Origin of the sequence: Caulobacter soli (assembly GCF_011045195.1) — a bacterium.
GTDB classification, from domain to species: domain Bacteria; phylum Pseudomonadota; class Alphaproteobacteria; order Caulobacterales; family Caulobacteraceae; genus Caulobacter; species Caulobacter soli.
In genome coordinates this window covers 3,481,745-3,503,312 of the sequence record NZ_CP049199.1, presented here as the reverse complement: position 1 = coordinate 3,503,312, position 21,568 = coordinate 3,481,745, and the positions used below count along the sequence as shown (strand labels likewise).

General features: G+C 67.9%; 18 protein-coding genes and 1 pseudogene. 9 read left to right on the top strand and 10 right to left on the bottom strand.

Going from position 1 to position 21,568, the window contains the following annotated elements; genetic code table 11:
* The first annotated feature begins 115 nt into the window (after positions 1 to 115).
* Together G3M62_RS16385 and G3M62_RS16380 are read left to right on the top strand one after the other, a co-directional pair.
* On the top strand, positions 116 to 433 hold the full coding sequence (locus tag G3M62_RS16385; protein ID WP_028040000.1) for a DUF1476 domain-containing protein: 318 nt from the start codon (positions 116 to 118) through the stop codon (positions 431 to 433).
* 244 nt (positions 434 to 677) lie between these two features.
* Positions 678 to 1,100, top strand: coding sequence for a DUF1842 domain-containing protein (locus G3M62_RS16380; protein WP_165188812.1), 423 nt, complete (start codon positions 678 to 680; stop codon positions 1,098 to 1,100).
* A 51-nt stretch (positions 1,101 to 1,151) separates the two neighbouring features.
* On the opposite strand, the gene G3M62_RS16375 is transcribed toward G3M62_RS16380, so the two are convergent.
* Positions 1,152 to 3,161: a M13 family metallopeptidase gene (locus tag G3M62_RS16375; protein WP_165188810.1), complete on the bottom strand. Its 2,010-nt coding sequence runs from the start codon at positions 3,159 to 3,161 to the stop codon at positions 1,152 to 1,154.
* A 216-nt stretch (positions 3,162 to 3,377) separates the two neighbouring features.
* On the opposite strand from G3M62_RS16375, the gene G3M62_RS16370 reads away from it, so the two are divergent.
* From G3M62_RS16370 to G3M62_RS16360, 3 genes are read left to right on the top strand one after another with little or no spacing between them, the layout of a single operon-like run.
* Positions 3,378 to 4,517: a Gfo/Idh/MocA family protein gene (locus G3M62_RS16370; protein ID WP_165188808.1), complete on the top strand. Its 1,140-nt coding sequence runs from the start codon at positions 3,378 to 3,380 to the stop codon at positions 4,515 to 4,517.
* 14 nt (positions 4,518 to 4,531) lie between these two features.
* Positions 4,532 to 5,902, top strand: a complete 1,371-nt coding sequence (locus G3M62_RS16365) for a Gfo/Idh/MocA family protein (RefSeq protein ID WP_165188806.1) — start codon at positions 4,532 to 4,534, stop codon at positions 5,900 to 5,902.
* A gap of 10 nt (positions 5,903 to 5,912) precedes the next feature.
* The gene (locus G3M62_RS16360; RefSeq protein WP_165188804.1) at positions 5,913 to 6,350 is read left to right on the top strand and encodes a cupin domain-containing protein; all 438 of its coding nucleotides are present in this window, start codon (positions 5,913 to 5,915) and stop codon (positions 6,348 to 6,350) included.
* A 45-nt stretch (positions 6,351 to 6,395) separates the two neighbouring features.
* Here G3M62_RS16360 and G3M62_RS16355 read toward each other — a convergent pair.
* The 3 genes and pseudogenes from G3M62_RS16355 to G3M62_RS16345 all read right to left on the bottom strand — a co-directional run.
* Positions 6,396 to 6,884 (bottom strand): annotated as a pseudogene (locus G3M62_RS16355) (DNA-deoxyinosine glycosylase); the annotation flags it as partial.
* Positions 6,885 to 6,894: 10 nt separating this feature from the next.
* Positions 6,895 to 8,205: an adenylosuccinate lyase gene (gene purB, locus G3M62_RS16350; protein WP_165188803.1), complete on the bottom strand. Its 1,311-nt coding sequence runs from the start codon at positions 8,203 to 8,205 to the stop codon at positions 6,895 to 6,897.
* Between the two features lie 215 nt (positions 8,206 to 8,420).
* A complete protein-coding gene (locus G3M62_RS16345; RefSeq protein ID WP_165188801.1) occupies positions 8,421 to 9,953 on the bottom strand; it encodes a spinster family MFS transporter in 1,533 nt (510 codons plus the stop codon).
* Between the two features lie 202 nt (positions 9,954 to 10,155).
* Between G3M62_RS16345 and G3M62_RS16340 the strand changes: the two genes are divergently transcribed.
* Together G3M62_RS16340 and G3M62_RS16335 are read left to right on the top strand one after the other, a co-directional pair.
* Positions 10,156 to 10,335 carry a hypothetical protein gene (locus G3M62_RS16340; RefSeq protein ID WP_165188799.1) on the top strand — a complete coding sequence of 60 codons (180 nt, stop codon included), beginning with the start codon at positions 10,156 to 10,158 and terminating at the stop codon, positions 10,333 to 10,335.
* A 78-nt stretch (positions 10,336 to 10,413) separates the two neighbouring features.
* Complete coding sequence (locus G3M62_RS16335; RefSeq protein ID WP_165188797.1) at positions 10,414 to 11,049, top strand: glutathione S-transferase family protein; 636 nt, start codon at positions 10,414 to 10,416, stop codon at positions 11,047 to 11,049.
* On the opposite strand, the gene G3M62_RS16330 is transcribed toward G3M62_RS16335, so the two are convergent.
* Positions 11,046 to 11,465, bottom strand: coding sequence for a PAS domain-containing protein (locus G3M62_RS16330; RefSeq protein WP_165188795.1), 420 nt, complete (start codon positions 11,463 to 11,465; stop codon positions 11,046 to 11,048). The genes G3M62_RS16335 and G3M62_RS16330 overlap by 4 nt on opposite strands.
* 236 nt (positions 11,466 to 11,701) lie before the next feature.
* Between G3M62_RS16330 and G3M62_RS16325 the strand changes: the two genes are divergently transcribed.
* Positions 11,702 to 13,099: a methyl-accepting chemotaxis protein gene (locus G3M62_RS16325; RefSeq protein ID WP_165188793.1), complete on the top strand. Its 1,398-nt coding sequence runs from the start codon at positions 11,702 to 11,704 to the stop codon at positions 13,097 to 13,099.
* On the opposite strand, the gene G3M62_RS16320 is transcribed toward G3M62_RS16325, so the two are convergent.
* Both G3M62_RS16320 and pelA read right to left on the bottom strand, forming a co-directional pair.
* Positions 13,096 to 13,749, bottom strand: coding sequence for a glutathione S-transferase family protein (locus tag G3M62_RS16320; protein ID WP_165188791.1), 654 nt, complete (start codon positions 13,747 to 13,749; stop codon positions 13,096 to 13,098). The two genes, G3M62_RS16325 and G3M62_RS16320, sit on opposite strands and share 4 nt — an antisense overlap.
* 51 nt (positions 13,750 to 13,800) lie before the next feature.
* Entirely contained in the window at positions 13,801 to 15,117 is a 1,317-nt protein-coding gene (gene pelA, locus G3M62_RS16315) for a pectate lyase (RefSeq protein ID WP_165188789.1), read from the bottom strand.
* Between the two features lie 150 nt (positions 15,118 to 15,267).
* On the opposite strand from pelA, the gene G3M62_RS16310 reads away from it, so the two are divergent.
* Positions 15,268 to 15,783, top strand: coding sequence for a hypothetical protein (locus G3M62_RS16310; RefSeq protein WP_165188787.1), 516 nt, complete (start codon positions 15,268 to 15,270; stop codon positions 15,781 to 15,783).
* Here the strand turns inward: G3M62_RS16310 and G3M62_RS16305 are convergent.
* From G3M62_RS16305 to pepN, 3 genes are all read right to left on the bottom strand, one after another.
* A complete protein-coding gene (locus G3M62_RS16305; protein WP_165188785.1) occupies positions 15,780 to 16,100 on the bottom strand; it encodes a low molecular weight protein tyrosine phosphatase family protein in 321 nt (106 codons plus the stop codon). The two genes, G3M62_RS16310 and G3M62_RS16305, sit on opposite strands and share 4 nt — an antisense overlap.
* A 7-nt stretch (positions 16,101 to 16,107) precedes the next feature.
* Positions 16,108 to 18,642: a cell cycle histidine kinase PleC gene (pleC, locus tag G3M62_RS16300; RefSeq protein WP_165188782.1), complete on the bottom strand. Its 2,535-nt coding sequence runs from the start codon at positions 18,640 to 18,642 to the stop codon at positions 16,108 to 16,110.
* Positions 18,643 to 18,816: 174 nt separating this feature from the next.
* Positions 18,817 to 21,432 (bottom strand): aminopeptidase N, encoded by a 2,616-nt coding sequence (pepN, locus tag G3M62_RS16295; protein ID WP_165188780.1) that lies wholly within the window; start codon positions 21,430 to 21,432, stop codon positions 18,817 to 18,819.
* Positions 21,433 to 21,568 lie beyond the last annotated feature (136 nt).

Here is a 21,568-nt window from a genome sequence, read left to right as displayed (position 1 = left end):
TCCGCGGGATTGTGAGCGGGATTGTGAGCGGATCTGGGCCGATGCGGCGTTGCTTCCGATTGCCGGGCGGCTCGCCACGGGATATGCAGCCGGCTCAGAGACTATTGGGGCTTTCATGACCACCTTCGACGAACGCGAACAGGGTTTCGAACGCAAGTTCGCGCTGGAGCAGGAACAGGAATTCAAGGCGACCGCCCGTCGCAACCGCCTGCTGGGCGAATGGGCGGCCGAACTGATGGGCCTGGCGACGGTCGAGGAGTACGCCCGCGCCGTGGTGAAGTCCGATTTCGAACAACCGGGTGACGAAGACGTGCTGCGCAAGGTCGCCGGCGACCTGAAGGGTTCGGGCGTCAATGTCGGCGAGGGCGAGGTCCGTCGGAAGATGGACGAGCTGCTGGCCCTGGCCCGTGGGCAGATCGCCGCCGGCGAGTAAGCCAATATCCGCCCGGCGGAATAATTCTGAACAACCCGCAAGGCCCGGCCGCGACGCTTGTCACGGCCGGGCCTTTTCGTTTCGGGCGCCGTCACGACGAATAGGACGTCCACGGATTCAATGCGCCTATAGGTAGTTAGGAAATCCGATAACGCGCTCAGGTTTCTTCTGGTGTGCGTAACCCCAGAGTGTATCACTCTCGCTCTAGGTGATCGGTAGGGTCGCCACACCAGGAGGATGCATCATGGCTGACGACATCGGTACGCTTCACACCCAAAAGGCCGCGGACGACGCGGTGGGCCTCTATTTCGTCAAGGCGGTGGTCGGCAAGGTCGGCACGCCCGGCGCGCCGATCGTCAATCTGGCGCTGACCGTCCAGGCCGCTTCGGGCCATGTCAGCGGCATCGCCGAGATCAGCCAGGCGATCGACAGGGGCCAGCACCGCTTCCCGGTCAGCGGCCAGATCTATCAGACGGGCTTTGGGCCCAACCACCAGTTGGTCTCGCTGAGCGGCGAGTTCGTCTACAGCGTGCCGCCGCCGGCCATCGGCTCGTTCCTGGCCAAGTTCACCGCGGCCCTGTCGGTTGACAAGTCGTGGAACGGCTCGGGCGGGTTCAACTATCTGAACACCCATGTCGAGAACGTGCCGGTCAAGCACATCGCTTAGCGATCGTCTTGAAAGAGAAGGGCCGCCCCGAGGGGCGGCCCTTTTTGGTTGTCACCAGACCCGCGAGCGGTCTTCCGGTTTCAGATAGTAGGTGTCGCCGGGCTTGACCCCGAAGGCGTCGTACCAGGCGTCGACGTTGCGGGTGGGGCCCACCACGCGGAACGACGAAGGCGCGTGCGGGTCGGACGCCATCTGCTGCTTGAGCGAGTCGTCGCGGGCCTTTTCCTGCCAGGACTGGGCGAAGGCCAGGAACAGCCGCTGGTCGCCGGTCAGTCCGCCGATCACCGGGGCCGGCTTGCCGCCCAGCGAGGCGTGGTAGGCGTCCAGCGACACCTGCAGCCCGGCCAGGTCGGCGATGTTCTCGCCCATGGTCAGCTTGCCGTTGATGTGCGAGCCGGGCACGGGTTCGTAGGCGTCGTACTGCTTGCCCAGCACGTCGGCCTGGGCGTCGAAGCGCTTGGCGTCCTCGGGCGTCCACCAGTCGCGCAGCTGGCCCTTGGCGTCGATCTTGCGGCCCTGGTCGTCGAAGCCGTGGCTGATCTCGTGGCCGATGACCGCGCCGATCGCGCCGTAGTTCACCGCCGGATCGGCGGCCGGGTCGAAGAACGGGGCCTGCAGGATGCCGGCCGGGAACACGATCTTGTTCTCCAGCCCGCCGTTGTAGGCGTTCACGGTCTGCGGGGTCATGCCCCACTTGCCGTGATCGACCGGCTTGCCCAGGTCGCTCAGCGTATAGGCCCACTCGAAGCGCCGGCTGGCCGCGACGTTGCCGTAGAGGTCGTTCACGTCCAGCTTCAGGCCCGAATAGTCGCGCCACTTGTCGGGATAGCCGACCATCACCTGCATCTTGGAGAGCTTCTCCAGCGCCTCGGTCTTGGTCGCGGGGCTCATCCACGGGGCCTTCTGAATCCGCGCCGCCATGGCCGTCTTCAGGTTGGCGATCAGCGCGACCATCTGGGCCTTGGAGCTGGGCGGGAAGTACTTGGCGACATAGGTCTGGCCGACCACCTCGCCCAGGCTGCCGTCCACCAGCACCACGCCGCGCTTCCAGCGGGGACGCAGGGCCGACTGGCCGGTCAGGACCTTGACGTACTCGAAGCGGCTGTCGACGAAGCGCTTGGAAAGGTACGGCGAGGTCTCGGCGATGACGTTGAAGGTCTGCCAGGCCTTGAGCGTCTCCAGCGGGGTCTCGTCATAGACCTTGGCGATGTCGCGCACGGCGGTCTTCTCGCCCAGCACCACCTTGGTCAGGCCCGGCATGCCCGCCGCGGCCAGGTACGGCGACCAGGGGAACGGCGCGTAGGCGTTCAGCTCGGCGACGGTGGTGGGGTTGTAGGTCTTGTCGATGTCGCGGCGCTCGGCGACCTCCCAACTGACCTTGGCGATCTTGGTCTCGAAGGCCACGACCTCGGCGGCCGACTTGGCCGCGTCGGGATAGCCGGCCATCTTCAGGGCCCGCTCGACAAAGGCGGCATAGGCCGCCAACTGCGGCTTGAAGCCGTCGGTCAGGTAGTAGTCGCGGTCGGGCAGGCCTAGGCCCGCCTGACCGATATAGAGGGTGTTGAGCTCGGGGTTCTTGGCGTCCGGATAGATGTCCAGCGAGAACACGCCGCCGCCGAACCCGCTCTGGGCGCCGCCCATGGCCACGGCGAAGTCGGCCTTGGTCTTGATGGCGGCGATCTTGGCCAGGTCGGCCTTCAGCGGCTTGTCGTCGATCGCCTCGACCTTGGCTTCGTCGAGGAAGCTCTTGTAGAGCGCGCCGATCTGGGTGGAGGCGTCGGCCGTCTCGATCAAGGTGCGCAGCTGGTCCTGCGAGCGATTGTAGACGTCGTAGCTGGCCCCGGCCGAGGCCTGGTCGTCGGGGATCTTGGTGCGCGCGGCCCAGGCGCCGTTGGCGTACTTGTCGAAGTCGGCGCCGGGCGAAACCGACTTGTCGCCGGCGGTCAGGTCGACGCCCCAGTCACCGTACATCGGTTTGGCGGCGGGATCGGCCGCGAGGGCCGCGGTGACGGTCATCGACAAGGCGAGCGCCGAAGCCGCCGCCAGCAGGATGTTGCGCATGATGTGGTCCTGAAAGCCCCAAACCTTGATGCTGCCCCAGATGCCGGACGGGCGCAGATGAAAACATTGTAATGTTGGCGAGGCGAGCCGGAGCGCTCGCGCCCGTGAAAGGCGTTTCCTTTCGACGGATTCAATGGTCTGATGACTCGTCGGTCGTGGTCAGACCACGGCGGCGCATAAGGCGAGGCAAGTCGCCGTGTACCCGGAGGAAACGACATGAACGATCTGGCCAGTCGGCGCGGCTTTCTGCTGGCGGCGGGGCTCGCGGGCGCCATGGCGGGCCTGCCCGCCCAGGGCGTGACCCAGGAAGTCGCCGCGCCGGGCATGGACCCGAACGCCACGCCCAAGCATCGCATCCGCTTCTCGGTGATCGGTCTCGACCACTATCACATCATGAGCATGACGGCGGCGGTGAAGCGGGGCGGGGGCGAGCTGGTCAGCGTCTACGCTACCGACCCCAAGCAGATCGCCGACTTCCGCAAGCAGTTCGGCGACGTGCCCCTGGCGCGCAGCGAGGACGAGATCCTGCAGGACAAGTCGATCCAGCTGGTCGCCGCCGCCCCGGTCCCCGACCAGCGTACGCCGCTGGGCCTGCGGGTGATGGCGGCGGGCAAGGACTATCTGTCGGACAAGCCGGGCATCATCACCCTGGCTCAACTGGCCCAGGTGCGCGCGGCGGTGAAGAAGACCGGCCGCAAGTACGCGATCATGTATTCCGAGCGCCTGGAGGTGCCGGCGGCGATCAAGGCCGGCGAACTGGTCCAGGCCGGGGCGATCGGCAAGGTGGTCCAGAGCGTCAACCTGGCGCCGCACCGGATCGGGGCGGTCCGTCCCGACTGGTTCTGGGACAAGGCCCGCTACGGCGGCATCCTGACCGACATCGGCTCGCACCAGGCCGACCAGTTCCTGTTCTACACCGGCAGCAAGACCGCTCACGTGGTCGCCTCGCAGACCGGCAACCTCAACAACACCGCCCATCCGAAGTTCGAGGATTTCGGCGACATGACCCTGACCGGCGACGGCGGCACGGGCTATGTCCGCGTCGACTGGTTCACGCCCGACGGCCTTGGCGTCTGGGGCGACGGCCGCCTCTTCCTGCTGGGAACCGAGGGCTATATCGAGCTGCGCAAGTACGTCGATCCGACCGGCCGGCCCGGCGGCGACCACCTGCTGATCGTCGACAAGAAGCAGGCCCGCTACATCGACTGCTCCAAGGTGGTCCTGCCGTTCGGTTCGCAGTTCGTCGCCGACATCGTCGAGCGCACCTCGATCGCCCAGGACCAGGAGCAGGCCCTGCTGGCCGCCGAGCTGGTGCTGACCGCCCAGAAGAACGCCACCCGGCCGGTCACGGCCTGAGCGCGGAGACGATCATGAGCAGCTTCAAACTCTCCCGCCGGCGGATGCTTCAGGCGGGCGCCGCGGCGGCCATCGGCTTTCCCACGGTCGTGCCCTCGACCGTGTTCGGCCAGAACGCGCCCAGCAACCGCATCAACATCGGCGTCATCGGCGTGGGCCGCATCGCCCGCGGCCACGACATGGCCGAGACCTTCAAGTACGACCATGCCCAGATCCTGGCGGTCTGCGACCTGGACTCCAAGCGGGTCGAGTTGGGCAAGGTGCTGGTCAACGAGACCTATTCCAAGAAGTTCGGCCGCACCTGGGACGGGGCCGTCGGTTATGACGACCACCACGCCCTGCTGGCCAACAAGGACCTGGACGCGGTGATCATCGCCACGCCGGACCACCAGCACGCCATCCTGGGCGTCCACGCGGTGCGGGCCGGCAAGGACGTCTATCTGCAGAAGCCGGCCTCGCTGACCATCGCCGAGGGCCGCTATCTCAGCGACGCCGTGGCCGCCACCGACCGCATCGTGCAGATCGGCTCGCAGCAGCGCTCGCAGAACCCCTGGCCGCAGTTCCTGCGGGCCTGCGAACTGGTCCGCAACGGCCGGATCGGTCAGCTCAAGCATGTCGAGGTCGGCCTGCCGGGCGATCCGTCGGGCCCCGAGGCGCCGCAAATGCCCGTGCCGCCGAACCTGAACTACGACGCCTGGCTGGGCTCGACGCCGGAGGCCTACTACACCGAGATGCGGGTCCATCCGCAGGGCTCGTTCGACCGGCCTGGTTGGCTGCGCTGCGAGCAGTTCGGGGCCGGCATGATCACCGGCTGGGGCGCGCACCACGTCGACACCGCCCACTGGGGCATGGACATGGAGCATTCGGGCCCGGTCGAGATCTGGGGCTCGGCCGAGTTCCCCAAGAGCGGACTGTGGAACGTGCATGGCAAGTTCCTGACCCACGCCCGCTACGCCAACGGCGTGACCATGGACATCTCGGGCGACTTCCCCAACGGCGTGAAGTTCATCGGCTCGGAGGGCTGGATCTTCGTGGCGCGCGACGCCCCCGTCACGTCCAGCGATCCCAGCTTCGGCGCCAAGCCGACACCGGCTCTGGCCGCCAGCGATCCGAAGATCCTGGATAGCGTGATCGGGCCGAACGAGATCCATCTGCGCCGCTCGACGGAGCAGCACGGCGATTGGCTCAGCTCGATCCGCAGCCGCCAGCCGCCCTCGGCTCCCGTCGAGATCGGCCACCGCGCCTGCTCGACCTGCCTGCTGCACCACGCGGCCATGAAGACCGGTCGCCGGCTGCACTGGGACCCCAAGGCCGAGCGCTTCATCGGCGACGACGCCGCCAACGCCCTGCTCAGCCGCCCCCAGCGCAAGCCCTACACCTTCTAGGAACAGCGACATGAAGATCACCAAGCGCGATATCGCGATCGCCGCCGGCGCGGCTGTCTTGACCCTGGCGGGCGTCGCCGTCGCCCAGGCGCCAAAGCCGGCCCTGTTGGGCCCGTCGGTGTTCACCTGGGAGGACATGAAACCGCACGACACCGACGTCGGCACCTATGCCCAGCTCACCAAGGGGCCGACGGCGACCCTGGAGGAGCTGGAGATGCACGTCACCACCCTGCGCCCCGGAACCAGCTCGCACCCGCCGCACACCCATCCCAACGAGGAACTGGTGATCATCCGCGAGGGCCAGGTCGAGACCCTGTCCGGCGGCGTCTGGAAGAAGGTCGGGCCGGGCGGCGTGATCTTCAACGCGTCCAACAGCCCGCACGCGCTGCGGAACATCGGGACGACGACGGCGGTCTATCACGTGATCAACTGGAAGAGCGGGAAGTAGGGGTAGGAGCGGAGGCGGCCCAGGGAATCCCTCTCTCATAGAGAGAGGGTTCAGGAAGAGCGCGAGTTGCCCCCACGCCTCCGCCTTCTGCGCGAACGTCCGCGCCGCATGCGCCGGAGATGAAGAAGGCAGAGCGGCCGTCGGGATGCGCTCCCCGACCAGCCGGCCGCCCAGCTTGGCCGCCGTGCCGCCGTTGAAGGCGACCAGCCGCAGGTTCGGCAACGTCTCGATCAAGGCCAGAAGGTCATTGGCGGCCGGATCGCGGATGGCGGCGTCGAGGCTGCCGGGGCGTTCGGCCTCGGCGATCACGTCCCACAAGCCGACGCCGCGCGCGAGCAGAGCGGCCAGGCGGTCTTCATAGGCCAGCGGGACCAGGGGCGTGTCGAGCACGCCCTCCATCAGTCGCCAGAAGGCGTTGCGCGGATTGCCGTAGTACTGGGCGAGCGCCAGCGAGGCCTCGCCCGGCAGGCTGCCCAGGATCAGGACGCGGGTGTTCGCGTCGACGACCGCCGGGAAGCCCGCCTTGCGGGTCATGGAAGCAGGCCTAAGCCTGCTCGCCGAACACCCGCTTGAAGATCACGTCGATGTTCTTGGTGTGGTAGCCGTAGTCGAACAGCTCCTCGAGCTCGGCGTCTGACAGGGCCTTGGAGACCACCGGGTCGGCCTTCAGGAAGTCGATGAACCGGCCTTCGCCGCGCCACACCTTCATCGAGTTGCCCTGCACGGCGGCGTAGGCGTCCTCGCGCGACACGCCCTTCTGGGTCAGGGCCAGCATGACCCGCTGCGAGAACACCAGGCCGCCCAGCTTGTCCAGGTTCTTGGCCATGTTGTCGGGATAGATGTTGAAGCGCTCGATCACACCGGCCAGGCGGCGCAGGGCGAAGTCGAGGTGGATGGTGGCGTCCGGCCCGATGCCGCGCTCGACCGACGAGTGGCTGATGTCGCGCTCGTGCCAGAGGGCGACGTTCTCCATGGCCGGGGTCACGGCCGAGCGCACCAGACGGGCCAGACCGGTCAGGTTCTCGGTCAGGATCGGGTTGCGCTTGTGCGGCATCGCGGACGAGCCTTTCTGCCCGACCTCGAACGGCTCCTCGGCCTCCAGCACCTCGGTGCGCTGCAGGTGGCGGATTTCCGTGGCCAGGCGCTCGACCGACGAGGCGACCACGCCCAGGGCGGCGAAATAGGCGGCGTGACGGTCACGCGGGATCACCTGGGTCGAGACCGGCTCGACGACCAGGCCCATCTTGTCGGCCACGTGCTGTTCGACGCGCGGATCGACATTGGCGAAGGTGCCGACGGCGCCCGAGATCGCGCAGGTGGCGATCTCGAACTTGGCCATCGCCAGGCGCTCCTTGGCGCGCTGGAATTCGGCGTAGTAGCCGGCCAGTTTCAGGCCGAAGGTGATCGGCTCGGCGTGGATGCCGTGGCTGCGGCCGACGCACACCGTCATCTTGTGTTCCAGGGCCCGGCGCTTCAGCGCGGCCAGGATCAGGTCGACGTCTTCCAGCAGCAGGTCGGTGGCCTTGGACAGCTGCACGGCGAAGCAGGTGTCCAGCACGTCGCTGCTGGTCATGCCTTGGTGCAGGAAGCGGGCTTCCGGACCGACGATTTCCGACACGTGGGTCAGGAAGGCGATGACGTCGTGCTTGGTGACGCGCTCGATCTCGTCGATGCGGTCGCTGTCCCAGACCGCGTCGCGGCCCTTTTCCCAGATCGTCTCGGCGGCGAGCTTGGGGATGACCCCGATCTCAGCCATGGCGTCGGCGGCGTGGGCCTCGATCTCGAACCAGATCTTGTACTTGGTCTGGCTGGACCAGATGGCGGCGGCTTCGGGGCGGGAATAGCGGCTGATCATGAGGCGGGCGTTTGGTCCCGTCCGCCGGGGGAGTCAAGGGAAGAGGGTTATTACTTGGGGGAGATCGTGCTGGTGAACACTTGCCCCCACCTGACCGCTTCGTGGTCTGTCCGCCCCCATAGGGGGGCGGAGGCCGAAGCGCGCGACCTCTTCCCCCTAAGGGGGAAGACGACCGCGCAGCGGTCCGTAGGGGGCAAGTGCGTGAGCCGCCGCCCCTAAGCCTGCGCCGCCGCCCGTTCCCGCATGTGCTTGACCATGCCGATCGCGGCCAGGGCGTAGTGCAGGGCGGCCCAGGCGTAGAAGCACACCGAGACGACGATGCCCTGCTGGGTCGCGCGGGCCATGGCGTCGTGGCAGGCCCTGGCCAGGTCGGCGGGCGAACCCTTGGGGGCCAGGCCGCCGGGGCACTGGACGTTGAAGTTGGCCGGGCCCGGGTCGGTGAACGACCCGCCCAGGGCGTGGAAGATCGTCGACGCCTCGGGATGGTTGAAGTGGAACCGCGCCAGGTGATCGATCAGCCAGCCGGTGAACACCGGCCCGCCGCCCAGGGCGATCAGGTTGAGGAAGAAGAACAGCAGGGCCGTGGCGGTGGCTCGGCGGCGTGGCTCGACCGAGTTCTGGACGACGCCGAAGGTGGGCGCCAGGTAGGTATAGTGGAAGATGCCGGGGACCAGCAGGATCAGCGCCATGGTCTTCCAGTCGGGCTGGAGGTAGGCGGCGATGTAGATCGGCGCGGCGATCAGCAGGCCGATGGCGGGCACCAGGGCGTACCACTTGGCGCTGCGCTTGCCGGCCCAGTCGGTCAGGAAGCCGCCGACCAGGGTGCCGACCCCGGCCGAGAAGCCGCCGATCAGCCCGACGATCAGGCCCACTTGGGCCAGGCCCAGGCCGAAGCCACGGACGAAATAGGGCGGCACGAACGCGTTGGAGCCGTAGGAGCCGAACGAGGCGATGGTCACGCCCAGCATCATGTGCAGCACCGGCCACTTGCCGAACAGCACCTTCATCACCGCCCAGATCTCGCTGAACTCGGCGGCCAGCGAGAACGGCGGTTTGGCCGGTTCCAGCACGACGTCCTCGGCCTCGAGCGGCCGTTCCTTGATCTCCGAATGGCCGCGCGGCGGTTCCTTGACCAACAGCTTGACCAGCACCGCCAGCAGGATGCCCGGCAGGCCGACGATCACGAAGGCCACGCGCCAGCTGAACTCCTGGGCCAGCCAGCCGCCGGCCACGGCGCCGAACATCGTGCCCAGGGGGATGCCGAACGAATAGATCGACAGGGCCGAGGCGCGCTTCTTGGGCTCGTAATAGTCGCTGATCAGCGAGTGCGATGGCGGCGAGCAGCCTGCCTCGCCGACCCCGACGCCGAAGCGGTAGAGGGCCAGTTGGGCGAAGCTGGCGGCGCTGCCGCAAAGGGCCGTGAAGCCCGACCAGATCACCAGAGACACCGAGATGATCGTCACCCGGTTCCAGCGCTCGGCCATGCGGGCGATCGGGATGCCCAGCAGGGTGTAGAGCAGGGCGAAATAGAGCCCGCCCAGCAGGCCCAGCTGGGTGTCGGTCAGCTTGAGGTCGACCTTGATGGCCTGGCCGATGGTGGCGATGATCGTGCGGTCGATGAAGTTGAAGGTGTAGGTGGCCAGCAGCAGCCCCAGCACCGCGGCCTTGTAACCGTTCGAATACAGCGGCGTCGCGCCGACCTGAGACAATGGCGGCGTCGCGCCGCCGGGCCTGTTCGACTCCGCCATCCCGGGACTCTCCCTTCAAACATTTGTTCTAATTCTTGGGCCGACTGTAGACGTAACGGAAGCGCGAAGGCCAGAGGGGAAATCGCGGCCGTTTGCCGACGACGAGATGAACGCGAGACAACGAGCGCGCCCGCGTCGGTTCAGGCGCGAAGGCCTTCAATGGACCCATGACCGCGACAGACGGTCTTGAAGGAGGTCCGCCATGCACGCCTTGCCGTTTCCGCGTCCCGAGCCCCTTGGTCGGTCCGCCGAGATCATCCCGTTCGAGGAATTGAACCGCGCTCGGACGCTCCGCGCCCTGGCCCGCGATCCGGGGCCGCCCGGCGAACCGCATCCCTGGGCCTATGTCTTTCCCAGACCGCCGGCGGGCGAAAACGACTAGGGTCCGGCGACCGCCGTTGTCGCGCGCGGGCGCTCGGGCTAAGCCCAGGCCTCGGCTCGTTCGCGCAAGAGGCTCGCCATGGAAATCGTCATCGGCACCAAGACATGGTCCAGCTGGTCGCTGCGGCCCTGGCTGGCGCTCAAGCGCACGGGCGAGGCCTTCAAGGAGACCCTGGTCGAGCTGCGTCAGGCCGGGATTTCCGACGCCGAGATCGCCAAGCACTCGCCCAGCCATCTGGTGCCGGTGCTGAAGGACGGCGATCTGGTGATCTGGGACTCGCTGGCGATCTGCGAATATCTGGCCGAGAAGTTCCCCGCCGCCAGGCTGTGGCCGGCCGATCCCACCCTGCGGGCCCTGGGCCGTTCGGCGGCGGCCGAGATGCATTCGGGTTTCTCGTCGCTGCGCGGCGAATGCCCGATGGCCCTGGAGGAAGCGCCCCGCGCCGTGGCGATCTCGGAAGCCACCCAGAAGGACGTGCGCAAGATCGTCGAGCGCTGGAACCAGCTGCTCAAGTGCTCGGGCGGGCCGTTCCTGGTGGGCGAGTGGTCGATCGCCGACGCCTTCTACACGCCGGTGGCGACGCGGTTCCGCACCTACGGCGTCCATCTATCGGACTATGGCGACGCCGGTCCGGCCGGGGCCTATTGCGAGCGCCTGCTGCAGGCTCCGGAGTTCCTGGCCTGGGAAGCCGACGCCGTGGCCCGGGGCGGCTAGGACGCCTTTGGGCTCAGGGGCTGAGGGGCGGGCCGGCGACCGGGTCGCCGCTCGACCTCCCGCTCCAGCGCCACCGCGCTGATCAGGGCGCCGTCCGCGGCGACGATCGGAAACACGTCTATGGCGCACAGATAGGCCTCGCCCGATTTTCGATAGTTCACCAGGGTGGTGGTGTGTCGCTCGCCATTGCGCAGGGCGCGCGCCAGTCGCTTGCGCGCCGCCAGGCTTGTGCCCTCGCCCTGAAAAATTCGAGGATTTTTTCCCAGGATTTCGTCCCGGTCGAAGCCGGTCATGCGCTCAAACGTTGTATTTACATAGAGAATGTGGGGGCCGGGCGGCGACAGCAGTCCATCGGTCAGGACAACGCCGATATCCAAGTTATCAGCCAGGGCCGAGATGAGATCACGCAAAGGCATACTGTATTCCAGGGCTTAGCTGCCATAGCCATACACCTTGTGAAGTTTTTGCGTCTGGAAAAAGCGAATTAATCTCTCATTAATTCGCTCAGGAGGGGTAATTCCCTTGCGACATAAAGGGTTTTTGGCTCACTTGAGAGTTGTGGAAGGACGGTGTTCTGCAATTATGGTTTCGTTAATCGCCGTTATGTCTAAAGCTCGACTTAGGCGAACGTGTTCGAGGAAGAAGAGCGGCGATGTTCTCAGGTTCCAAGCTGGCCCGACAGGCCGATGTTGAGCGTGCGGAGAACCTCGCGGCTCAGGTCGCGGCCATGGACCGCTCGCAGGCGGTGATCGAGTTCAAGCTCGACGGCACGATCATCAAGGCCAACGCCAATTTCCTGGGGGCTCTGGGCTATACGGCCGCCGAGATTGAAGGTCGTCATCACAGCCTGTTCGTGCCCCCCGCCGAGGCGCAGAGCGCCGACTACCGGGCGTTCTGGGCTCGGCTCAACGCCGGTGAATTCGTCGCGGCCAAGTTCCTGCGCATCGGCAAGGGCGGCAAGGATGTCTGGATCCAAGCTTCCTACAACCCCGTGCTCGACAAGAACGGCAAGCCTTACAAGGTCATCAAGTTCGCGACCGACGTCACCGACATCGAGTTGGAACGGATGCGCGGCGAGGCCGAGCGTCGCCAGGCCGACGAGGAGCAGACCGCGGTGGTCGCGGCCCTGGCCGAAAGCCTGCGCCGCCTGGCCGGCGGCGACCTGACCGCCGACATCCACGCCCAGTTCGACGGCCGCTACCAGCGGATCAAGGACGACTTCAACAGCGCCACCGACAGCCTGCGCCGGGCCGTGGGCGCGATCGTCACCGCCACGGGCGGCCTGCAGGCCGGCTCGGACGAGATCGCCGCGGCCTCCAGCGACCTGTCGCGTCGCACCGAGCAGCAGGCCGCCTCGCTGGAGGAGACCGCCGCCGCGCTCGACGAACTGACAGCCACGGTCCGCCGCAGCGCCGCCGGCGCCCGGGAGGCCTCGACCGCCGCCTCCAACGCCCGCGAAGAGGCCGCCCGCTCCGGCGAGGTCATGCGCGAGGCCGTCGCCGCCATGGGCGAGATCGAGCAGAGCTCGGGCCAGATCACCCAGATCATCGGCGTCATCGACGAGATCGCCTTCCAAACCAATCTGCTGGCGCTGAACGCGGGGGTCGAGGCCGCTCGGGCCGGTGACGCCGGTCGCGGTTTCGCAGTCGTGGCCCAGGAAGTCCGGGCCCTGGCCCAGCGCTCGGCCGAGGCCGCCAAGGAGATCAAGACCCTGATCGCCAGCAGCACCTCGCAGGTCTCGCGCGGCGTCCAGCTGGTCGGCGACACGGGCCAGGCCCTGAACGGGATCGTCGGCAAGGTCTCGCAGATCGACACCCTGATCTCCGAGATCGCCCAGTCGTCCCAGGAGCAGGCCACGGGCCTCAACCAGGTCAACGCCGCCGTCAACCAGATGGACCAGGTCACCCAGCAGAACGCCGCCATGGTCGAGGAGGCCACCGCCGCCGCCACCAGCCTGCGCAACGAGGCCGGAGAGCTGGCTCGGCTGGTGGCACGGTTCGAGACGGGGCAGGAGGCTTCGGGCCGCTCGCTCAGCCGGCGCGCCGCCTAGTCTCCGGCTGGGAACATCGCGAAATAGGGCTCGGCCTCCTGCAGCACCCGCGCGAACGACGGGCGGGTCAGCAGGCGGTCGAGATAGGCCGAGACGTTCGGATGGGCGTCGGTGAGCGGCGCGACCTTGTTGGCGTAGAACAGGGCCGGGGCCGCCGCGCAGTCGGCCAGGCTGAACGCCTCGCCCGCCGCCCATGTCCGACCCGTCAGCTCGGTCTCCAGCATGGTGTAGGCCATTGCCAGCTGGGCGCGAGCCTGGGCCACGCCATGCGGGTCCTGGGCGCCGGGCGGGCGGATCCGATCGCCGACGATCTGCTGCATCTGATTGTGGGCGTAGAGGTCGAAAAGCCGGTCCAGCAGCCGCACGCGCAAGGCGGCCTCCGGGGCCTCGGGAATGAACCTTACGGGGCCGGGATAGGCGTTCTGCAGGTACTCGATGATGATCGAGGTCTCCGGCACGGTGCGCCCCGCGGCGGCGTCGACCAACAGCGGCATCTTGGCCGTCGGCCATAGCGCCTTGAACGCCGCGACGACCTGCGGGTCGCTCAGATCGACCAGGCGGGCCTCGAACGGGGTGTCGTTTTCATAGAGGGCGATCAGCACCTTCCAGCAGTACGATGACAGCGGGTGCATGTGCAACGTCAGGGACATCGGCGCTCCGTGGGCGGCAAGCGATAGTCGCGAGGGTTTGTGATCGCCGTCTCAGCTAGCGGCCGGATGAGCCTTCTTCCAGACGGCGTAGACGTCCAGCGCTTTTTTGGGGTTGGTGTTGAACCAGGCGTAGCCGTTGCGACGTTCGAGGCTCAGCTCGTTGACGTCGTCATGGATGGTCTTGTCGCGGTCGCCGAAGATCGGGGTGTTCGTCGCCGCCATGTAGTAGCGGGCCCAGATCGGGCCGGCGCCGGGCTTGGGAACCAGGCGGCGGCCGCCTTCGGTGGTGCGATCGCCGGTCCAGGCCTGGTCATGGATGGCGGTGGCGGCCAGGTAGTCGGCCCCCGCGTGCACGGCCTTCACCAGGGTGGGCGACGGGTTGGGCAAGCTCATCAGATAGACCAGCAGGTCGGCGCTTTCCTCGGTCGACAGTTCAGCGGGTTCGAAGTTGCGGCCGGCGACCGGTTTCAGGGTCAGGGCGTCGTGTTGCTGGGCCCAGATCGTGCGCTTGCCATTGACGACGACCTGGGTGGCCAGGACGCAGGTCACCGCCCGTTCGGCGGCGGCGCCCGCCTGCTTGCGCAGATCGGCGGGAGCGAAAGCGTAGTCGCCCTGGCCCTTGGACACGTCGGTCAGCAGCGAGGCGGCCTCGGTGACGGCGTCGTCGTTATAGGTGATGGCGTCGTGATAGCCGCCCTCCAGCGGCCAGACCTGGGGCCAGCCGCCGTTCGGGAACTGAGCGGCCAGCAGGTAGCGGGCGCCGCGCAAGAAGCTGGCCCGCCAGGCGTCGCCCTCCTTGCCCGGCGCCTGGCCGGCGACACGGGCCAGGAAGCGCAGCTCGGTGATCGTCGCGTCGTTGTCCAGCGTGCCGACATAGTTCCAGTGCGAGTCGTGCGGCGCGTCGAAATCGCCGGTCGCCAGGTACTTGGAGACATTGTCGGGCGCGTAGGGCTGGCCCGGTTGCCGCAGGGCGCCGGTGCGCGGCTGGTTCTTGCTCCACCCTCCGGCCGGCGTCTGGAAGCTGACGATGACGTCGGCCACGTGACGGGCTTCGGGCGTGGCGTACCAGGCCGCGTCGCGATCCAGCGGCATGGCCTTGGGACCGCCGGGACCTTCGGCGGGTGGTGGCGGAGCTGGCTGGCCGGGCTTCAGTTCGGCGGCCAGGGCGGCGCGGTCGGCGAGGTTCTGCTTTTCCGAACGCGCCAGATAGGCCTTCCAGACGTCGCGATCCTTGGCGGGCAGGGCGTCGATCCGCGCGGCGCTGATTGCCTGGGCCGAGGTGTTGGTCCCGATGACCGACGCCTGGGCGACGCTGCACAGCAGGACGGCGCTCAGGGCCAGGGCGGCGGGGATGGGGCGGAAGATCATGGGCTGGATCCGACGATGGGCCGAGCTCGGCCTTCGACGAAACGTCCGCCCAAAGCCGTCGGAACGCACCCCATTTTTCGGCCGCGTGACGAGCCGGGTTTACGGGCGGCGAACGAGCGGCTTTCATTCCGATCGTACAGGAGGGACGCCATGGCGACGCCACATGCGACGCAGGCCTTGGCCGATGATTTCGCCGAGCCGCTGGTCGGTCGCATCGTCGCGTTCCTGCGCGAGATCGGGATCCCCGTCGAGGCCGCCGTGCTGGACGATGCGACCTTCCTGCCGGGCGTGGCGGTGGCGGCCGGCGGGCTGCGGGTCGACCCATCTCGATTGAGCTGGCCGGGCGATCTGCTGCACGAGGCTGGGCATGTCGCCGTCGGCGATCCCGCGCGTCGCGACGGCGGGGTATCGGATGACGCCGGCGAGGAGATGGCGGCCCTGGCCTGGTCCTATGCGGCGGCGACCCATCTGGGTCTCGACCCTTCGGTGCCTTTTCACGAGGGCGGCTACCGCGGGGAGGGCCCGACGCTGGCCGAGAACTTCAGCAAGGGCGGCTATGTCGGCGTGCCGCTGTTGGCTTGGTGGGGCCTGACGCTGGAGCCGCACCGCGCCAAGGCGGCCGGCGCGCCGGGCTATCCGCACATGCTGGCCTGGCGGCGAACCTAGGGCAGGTGCGGCCCGACGCGGGCGTGCAACAGCGTCACGAGGTCAGGATCCATGAAGGCGTAGTCGTCGGGGATGTCGAGGCAGATCACCCGCGCCTTCAGATGACGCTTGAAGCGCTTGGACAGCTTGGCGCGGTGAGTCTTCTCCATCACGAAGATCACGTCGGCCCAGGCGACCAGTTCGCCGGTCAGCGGGTTCTCGGCGTCCTGATTGGTCCCGGCGGAATCGACCTCCAAGTCGGTTCGGGTCGAAAACACCTGCTCGGCCGTGGGGCTGCGCAGCTTGTTCTGGCTGCAGACGAACAGAACCTTCTTCACGCGATGGTCAGGCCGCCGCGAAGTCGCGGTGCAAGGACAGGCCGCTCTGGCTGATCGGCAGGACGAAGCTGACCGTGGTGCCTTCGCCCGGGGTGGAGGTCATCTCCAGCGCGCCGTCGTGCATCTCGACCAGCGACTTGGTCAGGGCCAGGCCGAGGCCCGTGCCCTGGGTGGTCTTGGCGTGCTGGCTCTCGACCTGCTCGAACGGCTTGGCCAGGCGCGCCAGGTCCTCGGCGGCGATGCCGATGCCGGTGTCGGTGACCGAGACGCGAACGCGCTCGCCTAGCGGATCGCGGCGCACCTCGGCGCGGACGGTGACCCGGCCGGCGCGCGGGGTGAACTTGATGGCGTTGGACAGCAGGTTCAGCAGCACCTGCTTGACCGCGCGGTAGTCGGCCTCGACGTCGGGCAGGGTCGGGAAGTCGACCTCCAGCTTCAGCCCGGCGGCCTCGGCGCGGTTGCGCACAAGGCGCACGGCGTCCTCGGTGACGTCTTCCAGGTTCAGCGGCTCGAACTTCAGGTTCATCTTGCCGGCCTCGATCTTCGACATGTCGAGGATGTCGTTGATCAGGGCCAGCAGATGCTGGCCGGAATTATGGATGTCGAGGCTGTAGCCCTTGTAGCGCTGGTCGCCCAGCGGGCCGAACATCTCGTTCATCATGATCTCGGAGAAGCCGTTGATCGCGTTCAACGGCGTGCGCAGCTCGTGGGACATGTTGGCCAGGAACTCGCTCTTGGCCTTGTTGGCGCCCTCGGCCTTGACCTTCTCCATCTCGTATTTGCGCGCCAGCTCGGCCAGCTGTTCCTGGCTGCGCTCCAGGCCGGTGACGGCGTACTGGAGTTGTTCCTCGTTGAGGCGGCGGGCCTCTTCCTGGTTCTTGATGGCGGTGATGTCGGCGGCGGTCATCACCAGGCCGCCTTCGGCCGTGCGGCGCTCGCTGATCTGGATCCAGCGTCCGTCGTTCAGCTCGGCCTCGCGCACGCCCTTGGCGCCGTCGGGGGCGGGCTGGTCGTGCTTGATGGCCAGGGCCGCGAAGCGGTTGACCTCGTTGCGCGGGGCGCCGGGCTTGAGCAGCTTGGGTTCCAGGTTGAAGACGTTGCGGTAGTTGCGGTTGCACATCAGCAACCGGCCCTGGCGGTCCCAGAGCACGAAGGCTTCTGACACGCTTTCGATGGCGTCGCGCAGGCGGTTCTCGGCGGCCTGGGCGCGAGCCTGGGCCAGGCGCTCCTCGGTGACGTCCAGCGCCACGCCGATGATCCGCGAATAGCCGTCCTCGCCCGGCTTGCCGAAGCCCTGGCCGCGGGCGTCGATCCAGATGGCGCGGCCGCCGTCGCGCGACGGCACACGGAACGACACGTCGAAGGCCCCGTAGGTCGCGGCGTTGGCCAGGGCCTGGCGGACCTTGTCGCGGTGGTCGACCGAGACGCGGTCCAGCAGTTCCTGCCCCGGCACCACGCCGCCGCCGCCCCAGCCGAACATCGCGCCGGTGACGTCGGACATGAACACCTGGTCGCCGCCCAGCTCCCATTCCCAGATGCCGCAGCGAGCGGCTTCGACGGCGAGGCGGAAGCGCTGCTCGCTGTCGACGAACTCGCGCTGGGCGGTTTCGACCCGGCGGCTCTGCAGCATCAACATCAGGGCCAGGGCGATGCCGACGGCCAGCGGGGCCAGCAGCGAAAAGGCGCCTTCCATGATCTGCTGGTCGATATTGGCGACCGTGCGCGGCCGGCCGCCGGCCGCGGCCAGCAGGTCGCCCTGGGCCAGGGGCTGGATGGCGACGTCGAGGGCCTGGCCGTCGACCGACTGGCCACGCAGGGCCGCCGCGCCGTCGCCAAGGTCGTCGGGCGAGAGCGAGAAGGCCTCGCCCAAGGTTGTCGCCCCCTGGATCGGGCGACCACGGGACGCGAGAATCTTGCCGTCGGCCAGCATCAGGGCGCTGGCGCCGCCCTTGGCGGGCTCGGCGACCAGCCGGGCCGGATCGCTGGAGGCGATGACGAAGCCTCGGCCGCCGCTGACGGGCGCGGCCATGACGACATAGAGGCGTCCGGTCGTTCCGCCGCCGATCCACAGGCTGCGGCCCGAGGCACCGGCGGCGCGGGCGGCGGCCTTCCAGTCGGCGGCGGCGTCGCGGCCGGCGACCGCCAGCACGTCGCTCGGGCTGATCACGGCGACGGCCATGGCCTCGCCGCCGGCTGCGCGCAGGGCGGTCTCGGCCGCGTCGATCGGGCTGCCGGGATCGCGCTGCAACAGGTCGGAAGCGGCCGACAGGCCGGCGCGTTGGGCGGCCAGATTGGTTTCGGCGGCGGCGGCCACCAGCTTGGCCTGGGCGGCCAGGGGCGCGCCGCCGGGCGGCGCGTTGGCCTCGTCCTTCAGCCGGTTGATGCCGAACGCGGTATAGATCGCCAGGAGCAGGAGAGCGGCCAGGATCGCCAGGCGCACATAGGCCTGAGACGGCGACCGCGCGGCGCGGGAGCGGGCCGCGCCCGCCGCCGAAAGACCGGCCCCCGCCAGCCTCCCGGTTCTCGCCCCGCCACGCTCCAACGCCCAATGCTCCCGCAGACCCTCGGCGAGTCACTTCGCCGACATGGTGAATCTACCGCAGCGCAAAGGGGTGCGTCACCGACGAACCGTGCTTTTGACCGGGCATGAGCCCTTTAGTCGCAACCGGTGCGCCGAAGAATCATCTCAAACTCAGCGCCAGCGGGAGCTTGACCGTCAGTCCAACGCCCGCGAGACCAGCTCCAGAACATTTTTCGACAGGCCGACATGGCCGCGAATGCGCTCCAGTTGCTCGCGCATCAGGGCTCCAAGCTCGGGCACATAGCGCCGCCAGGCGCCCAGGGGCTCGACCAGCCGGGCCGCCGTCATCGGGTTGAAGCCGTCGACGCCGAGAATCTGGTCGGCCAGGAAACGATAGCCGTCGCCGCTCGCGTCGTGGAACCGTGCCGGATTGCCGCTGGAGAAGCCCTGGACCAGGGCCCGCAGGCGGTTGGGGTTCGGGATGGCGTCGCCGGCGTTGAAGTCGGGATGGGCCGTCAGGGCCAGGATCCGGCCGATCGCGCCGTCGTTGGGATCGCGAGCCTGAGCGGAGAACCACTTGTCCAGCACCAGCGGTTCGTGTCGCCACTGGGCGTGGAAGGCGGCCAAGGCCTTTTCCGCCGGCTCGCCGCCGATCGCCACCAGGGCCGACAGCCCGCCCATGGCGTCGGTCATGTTGGCGGCGCTCTCGAAATGGCCGACGACGCGTTCGACGTTCACCGCATGGGGATCGGACGCCAGCAGGTCGCAGCAGGCGTTGCGCAAGGCCCGCTTGCCGGCCGCCTTGGCGTCGGCCGAGAACTCGCCGCCGCTCTGCAGGTCGCCGTGCAGCCGCCGCAGCAGGTCGCCCAGATGGACGGCGATGACGGTCTTCAGGTGGCCGCGCGCCGCGTGGATCGCCGCCGGATCGACGGGATCGACCGCCAGGCTGAGGTCGCCCTCGGTGGGCAGGGCCAGCAGCAGCGCCTTGAAGGCGGGGTCCGAGGCTTCGTCGACCAGAGCCTTGCCCAGGGCGTCGGCGTAGCGTTCCTCGCCGACCTCGTCGGGGGCGCCGTCGGCGCGGCCCAGGATCAGTTCACGGGCCAGGGTCTGGCCGGCTTCCCAGCGGTTGAACAGGTCTGGGTCGGCGGCGAACTGCACGTAGCGGTCGACGGCGCGCGTATCGGTGGTCAGGTTCACCGGCGCCGAGAAGCCGCGCAGGGCCGAGATCACCGGGGCGCTGGTCAAGCCTTCCCAGCGGACGGTCTTGGTCGGCTCGTCCAGCAGCACGACCTCGCTGTCGCGTAGCACCGCGCCGTCGCCGTCCAGCAGGCCGATAGTCACCGGCACGGGCAGGGGGCGTTTGGCCGGCTGACCGTTGGTCGGCGCGGTGGTCTGGGTCAGGGTGATCTCAAGCGCCTTGGCCGCCTCGTCATAGGCGTGGGTCAGCGACACGGCGGGCGTGCCGGCCTGCTCGTACCAGGCGAAGAAGTCGCTCATGTCGCGGCCCGAGGCGTCGGCGAAGCAGGCGATGAAGGCCTCGACCGTGGTCGCCTCGCCGTCGTGGCGCTCGAAATAGAGATCCAGGCTCTTGCGGAAGGTTTGAGCGCCTAGGATCGTCTTGAGCATCCGGATCAGCTCCGAACCCTTCTCGTAGATCGTCGCGGTGTAGAAGTTGTCGATCTTCAGATAGCTGTTGGGGCGCACCGGATGGGCCAGGGGACCGGCGTCCTCGGCGAACTGGCGGGCGCGCAGGGCCTTGACGTCCTTGATCCGCTGGACGGCCTCGCCGCGCATGTCGGCGCTGAAGCTCTGGTCGCGGAAGACGGTCAGGCCTTCCTTCAGGCACAGCTGGAACCAGTCGCGGCAGGTGATGCGGTTGCCGGTCCAGTTGTGGAAGTATTCGTGGGCCACGACGCTTTCGATGCGCTCGTAGTCCATGTCGGTGGCGGTCTCGGGCTGGGCCAGCAGCAGGGAGCTGTTGAAGATGTTCAGCCCCTTGTTTTCCATGGCCCCGAAGTTGAAGTCGCGCACGGCGACGATCATGAACAGGTCCAGGTCGTACTCGCGGCCGAACGCTTCCTCGTCCCACTTCATCGAGCGCTTGAGGGCGTCCAGGGCGTAGGCGGCGCGCGGCGCCTGGCCCGGATCGACGAAGACCTTGAGCGCCACGGTGCGGCCGCTCATGGTGACGAAGCTGTCCTCCAGCACGTCCAGCTCGCCGGCCACCAGGGCGAACAGATAGGCCGGCTTGGGGAAGGGATCGTTCCAGATGGCGTAGTGGCGGCCCTCTGGCTTGGTGGAGTCCACTTCACCGCCTTCCCACAGATTGCCGTTGCTCAGCAGATAGGGGAACGCCGCGTCGGCCTCGATCCGCACGGTGTAGCGGCTCAGCACATCGGGGCGGTCCGGGAAGAAGGTGATGGTGCGGAAGCCCTCGGCTTCGCACTGGGTGCAGAACCGGCCGCCGGACATGTACAGGCCCATCAACGCCTTGTTGGTCGATGGATCGATCTCGACCTCGGTGGTCAGGACGAAGCTGTCCGGGACCTGATGGATCGTCAGGCCTTCGCCGTCGAGGCCGTATTCGTTGGCGCTGAGCGCTTGGCCATCGATGGCCACGGAGATCAGCTTCAAACGCTCGCCGTTCAGGAACAGCGGCTCGTCCGCCGCGCCGCTGCGTTTGATCGCCAAGCTCGCCTTGACCCGGGTCGCGCTGGGTTCCAGCTGGAACTCAAGCTCGGTCGTCTCGATCAGGAACGGGAACGGGCGGTAGTCCGAAAGCCGGACGGGCTGGGGCGTATCTGTGCGCATGGGGGCAATGTAGGCGGACACGGCGTCGGCGGCGAGAGGCCAGACGTGATAAGTAGTGACCGCAATTCCCGTACTTGAAACAGGGTCTTTGTTCAGGATCAAAGTGGGCGGGACGATCCGGCCGCATCTCCTTGTC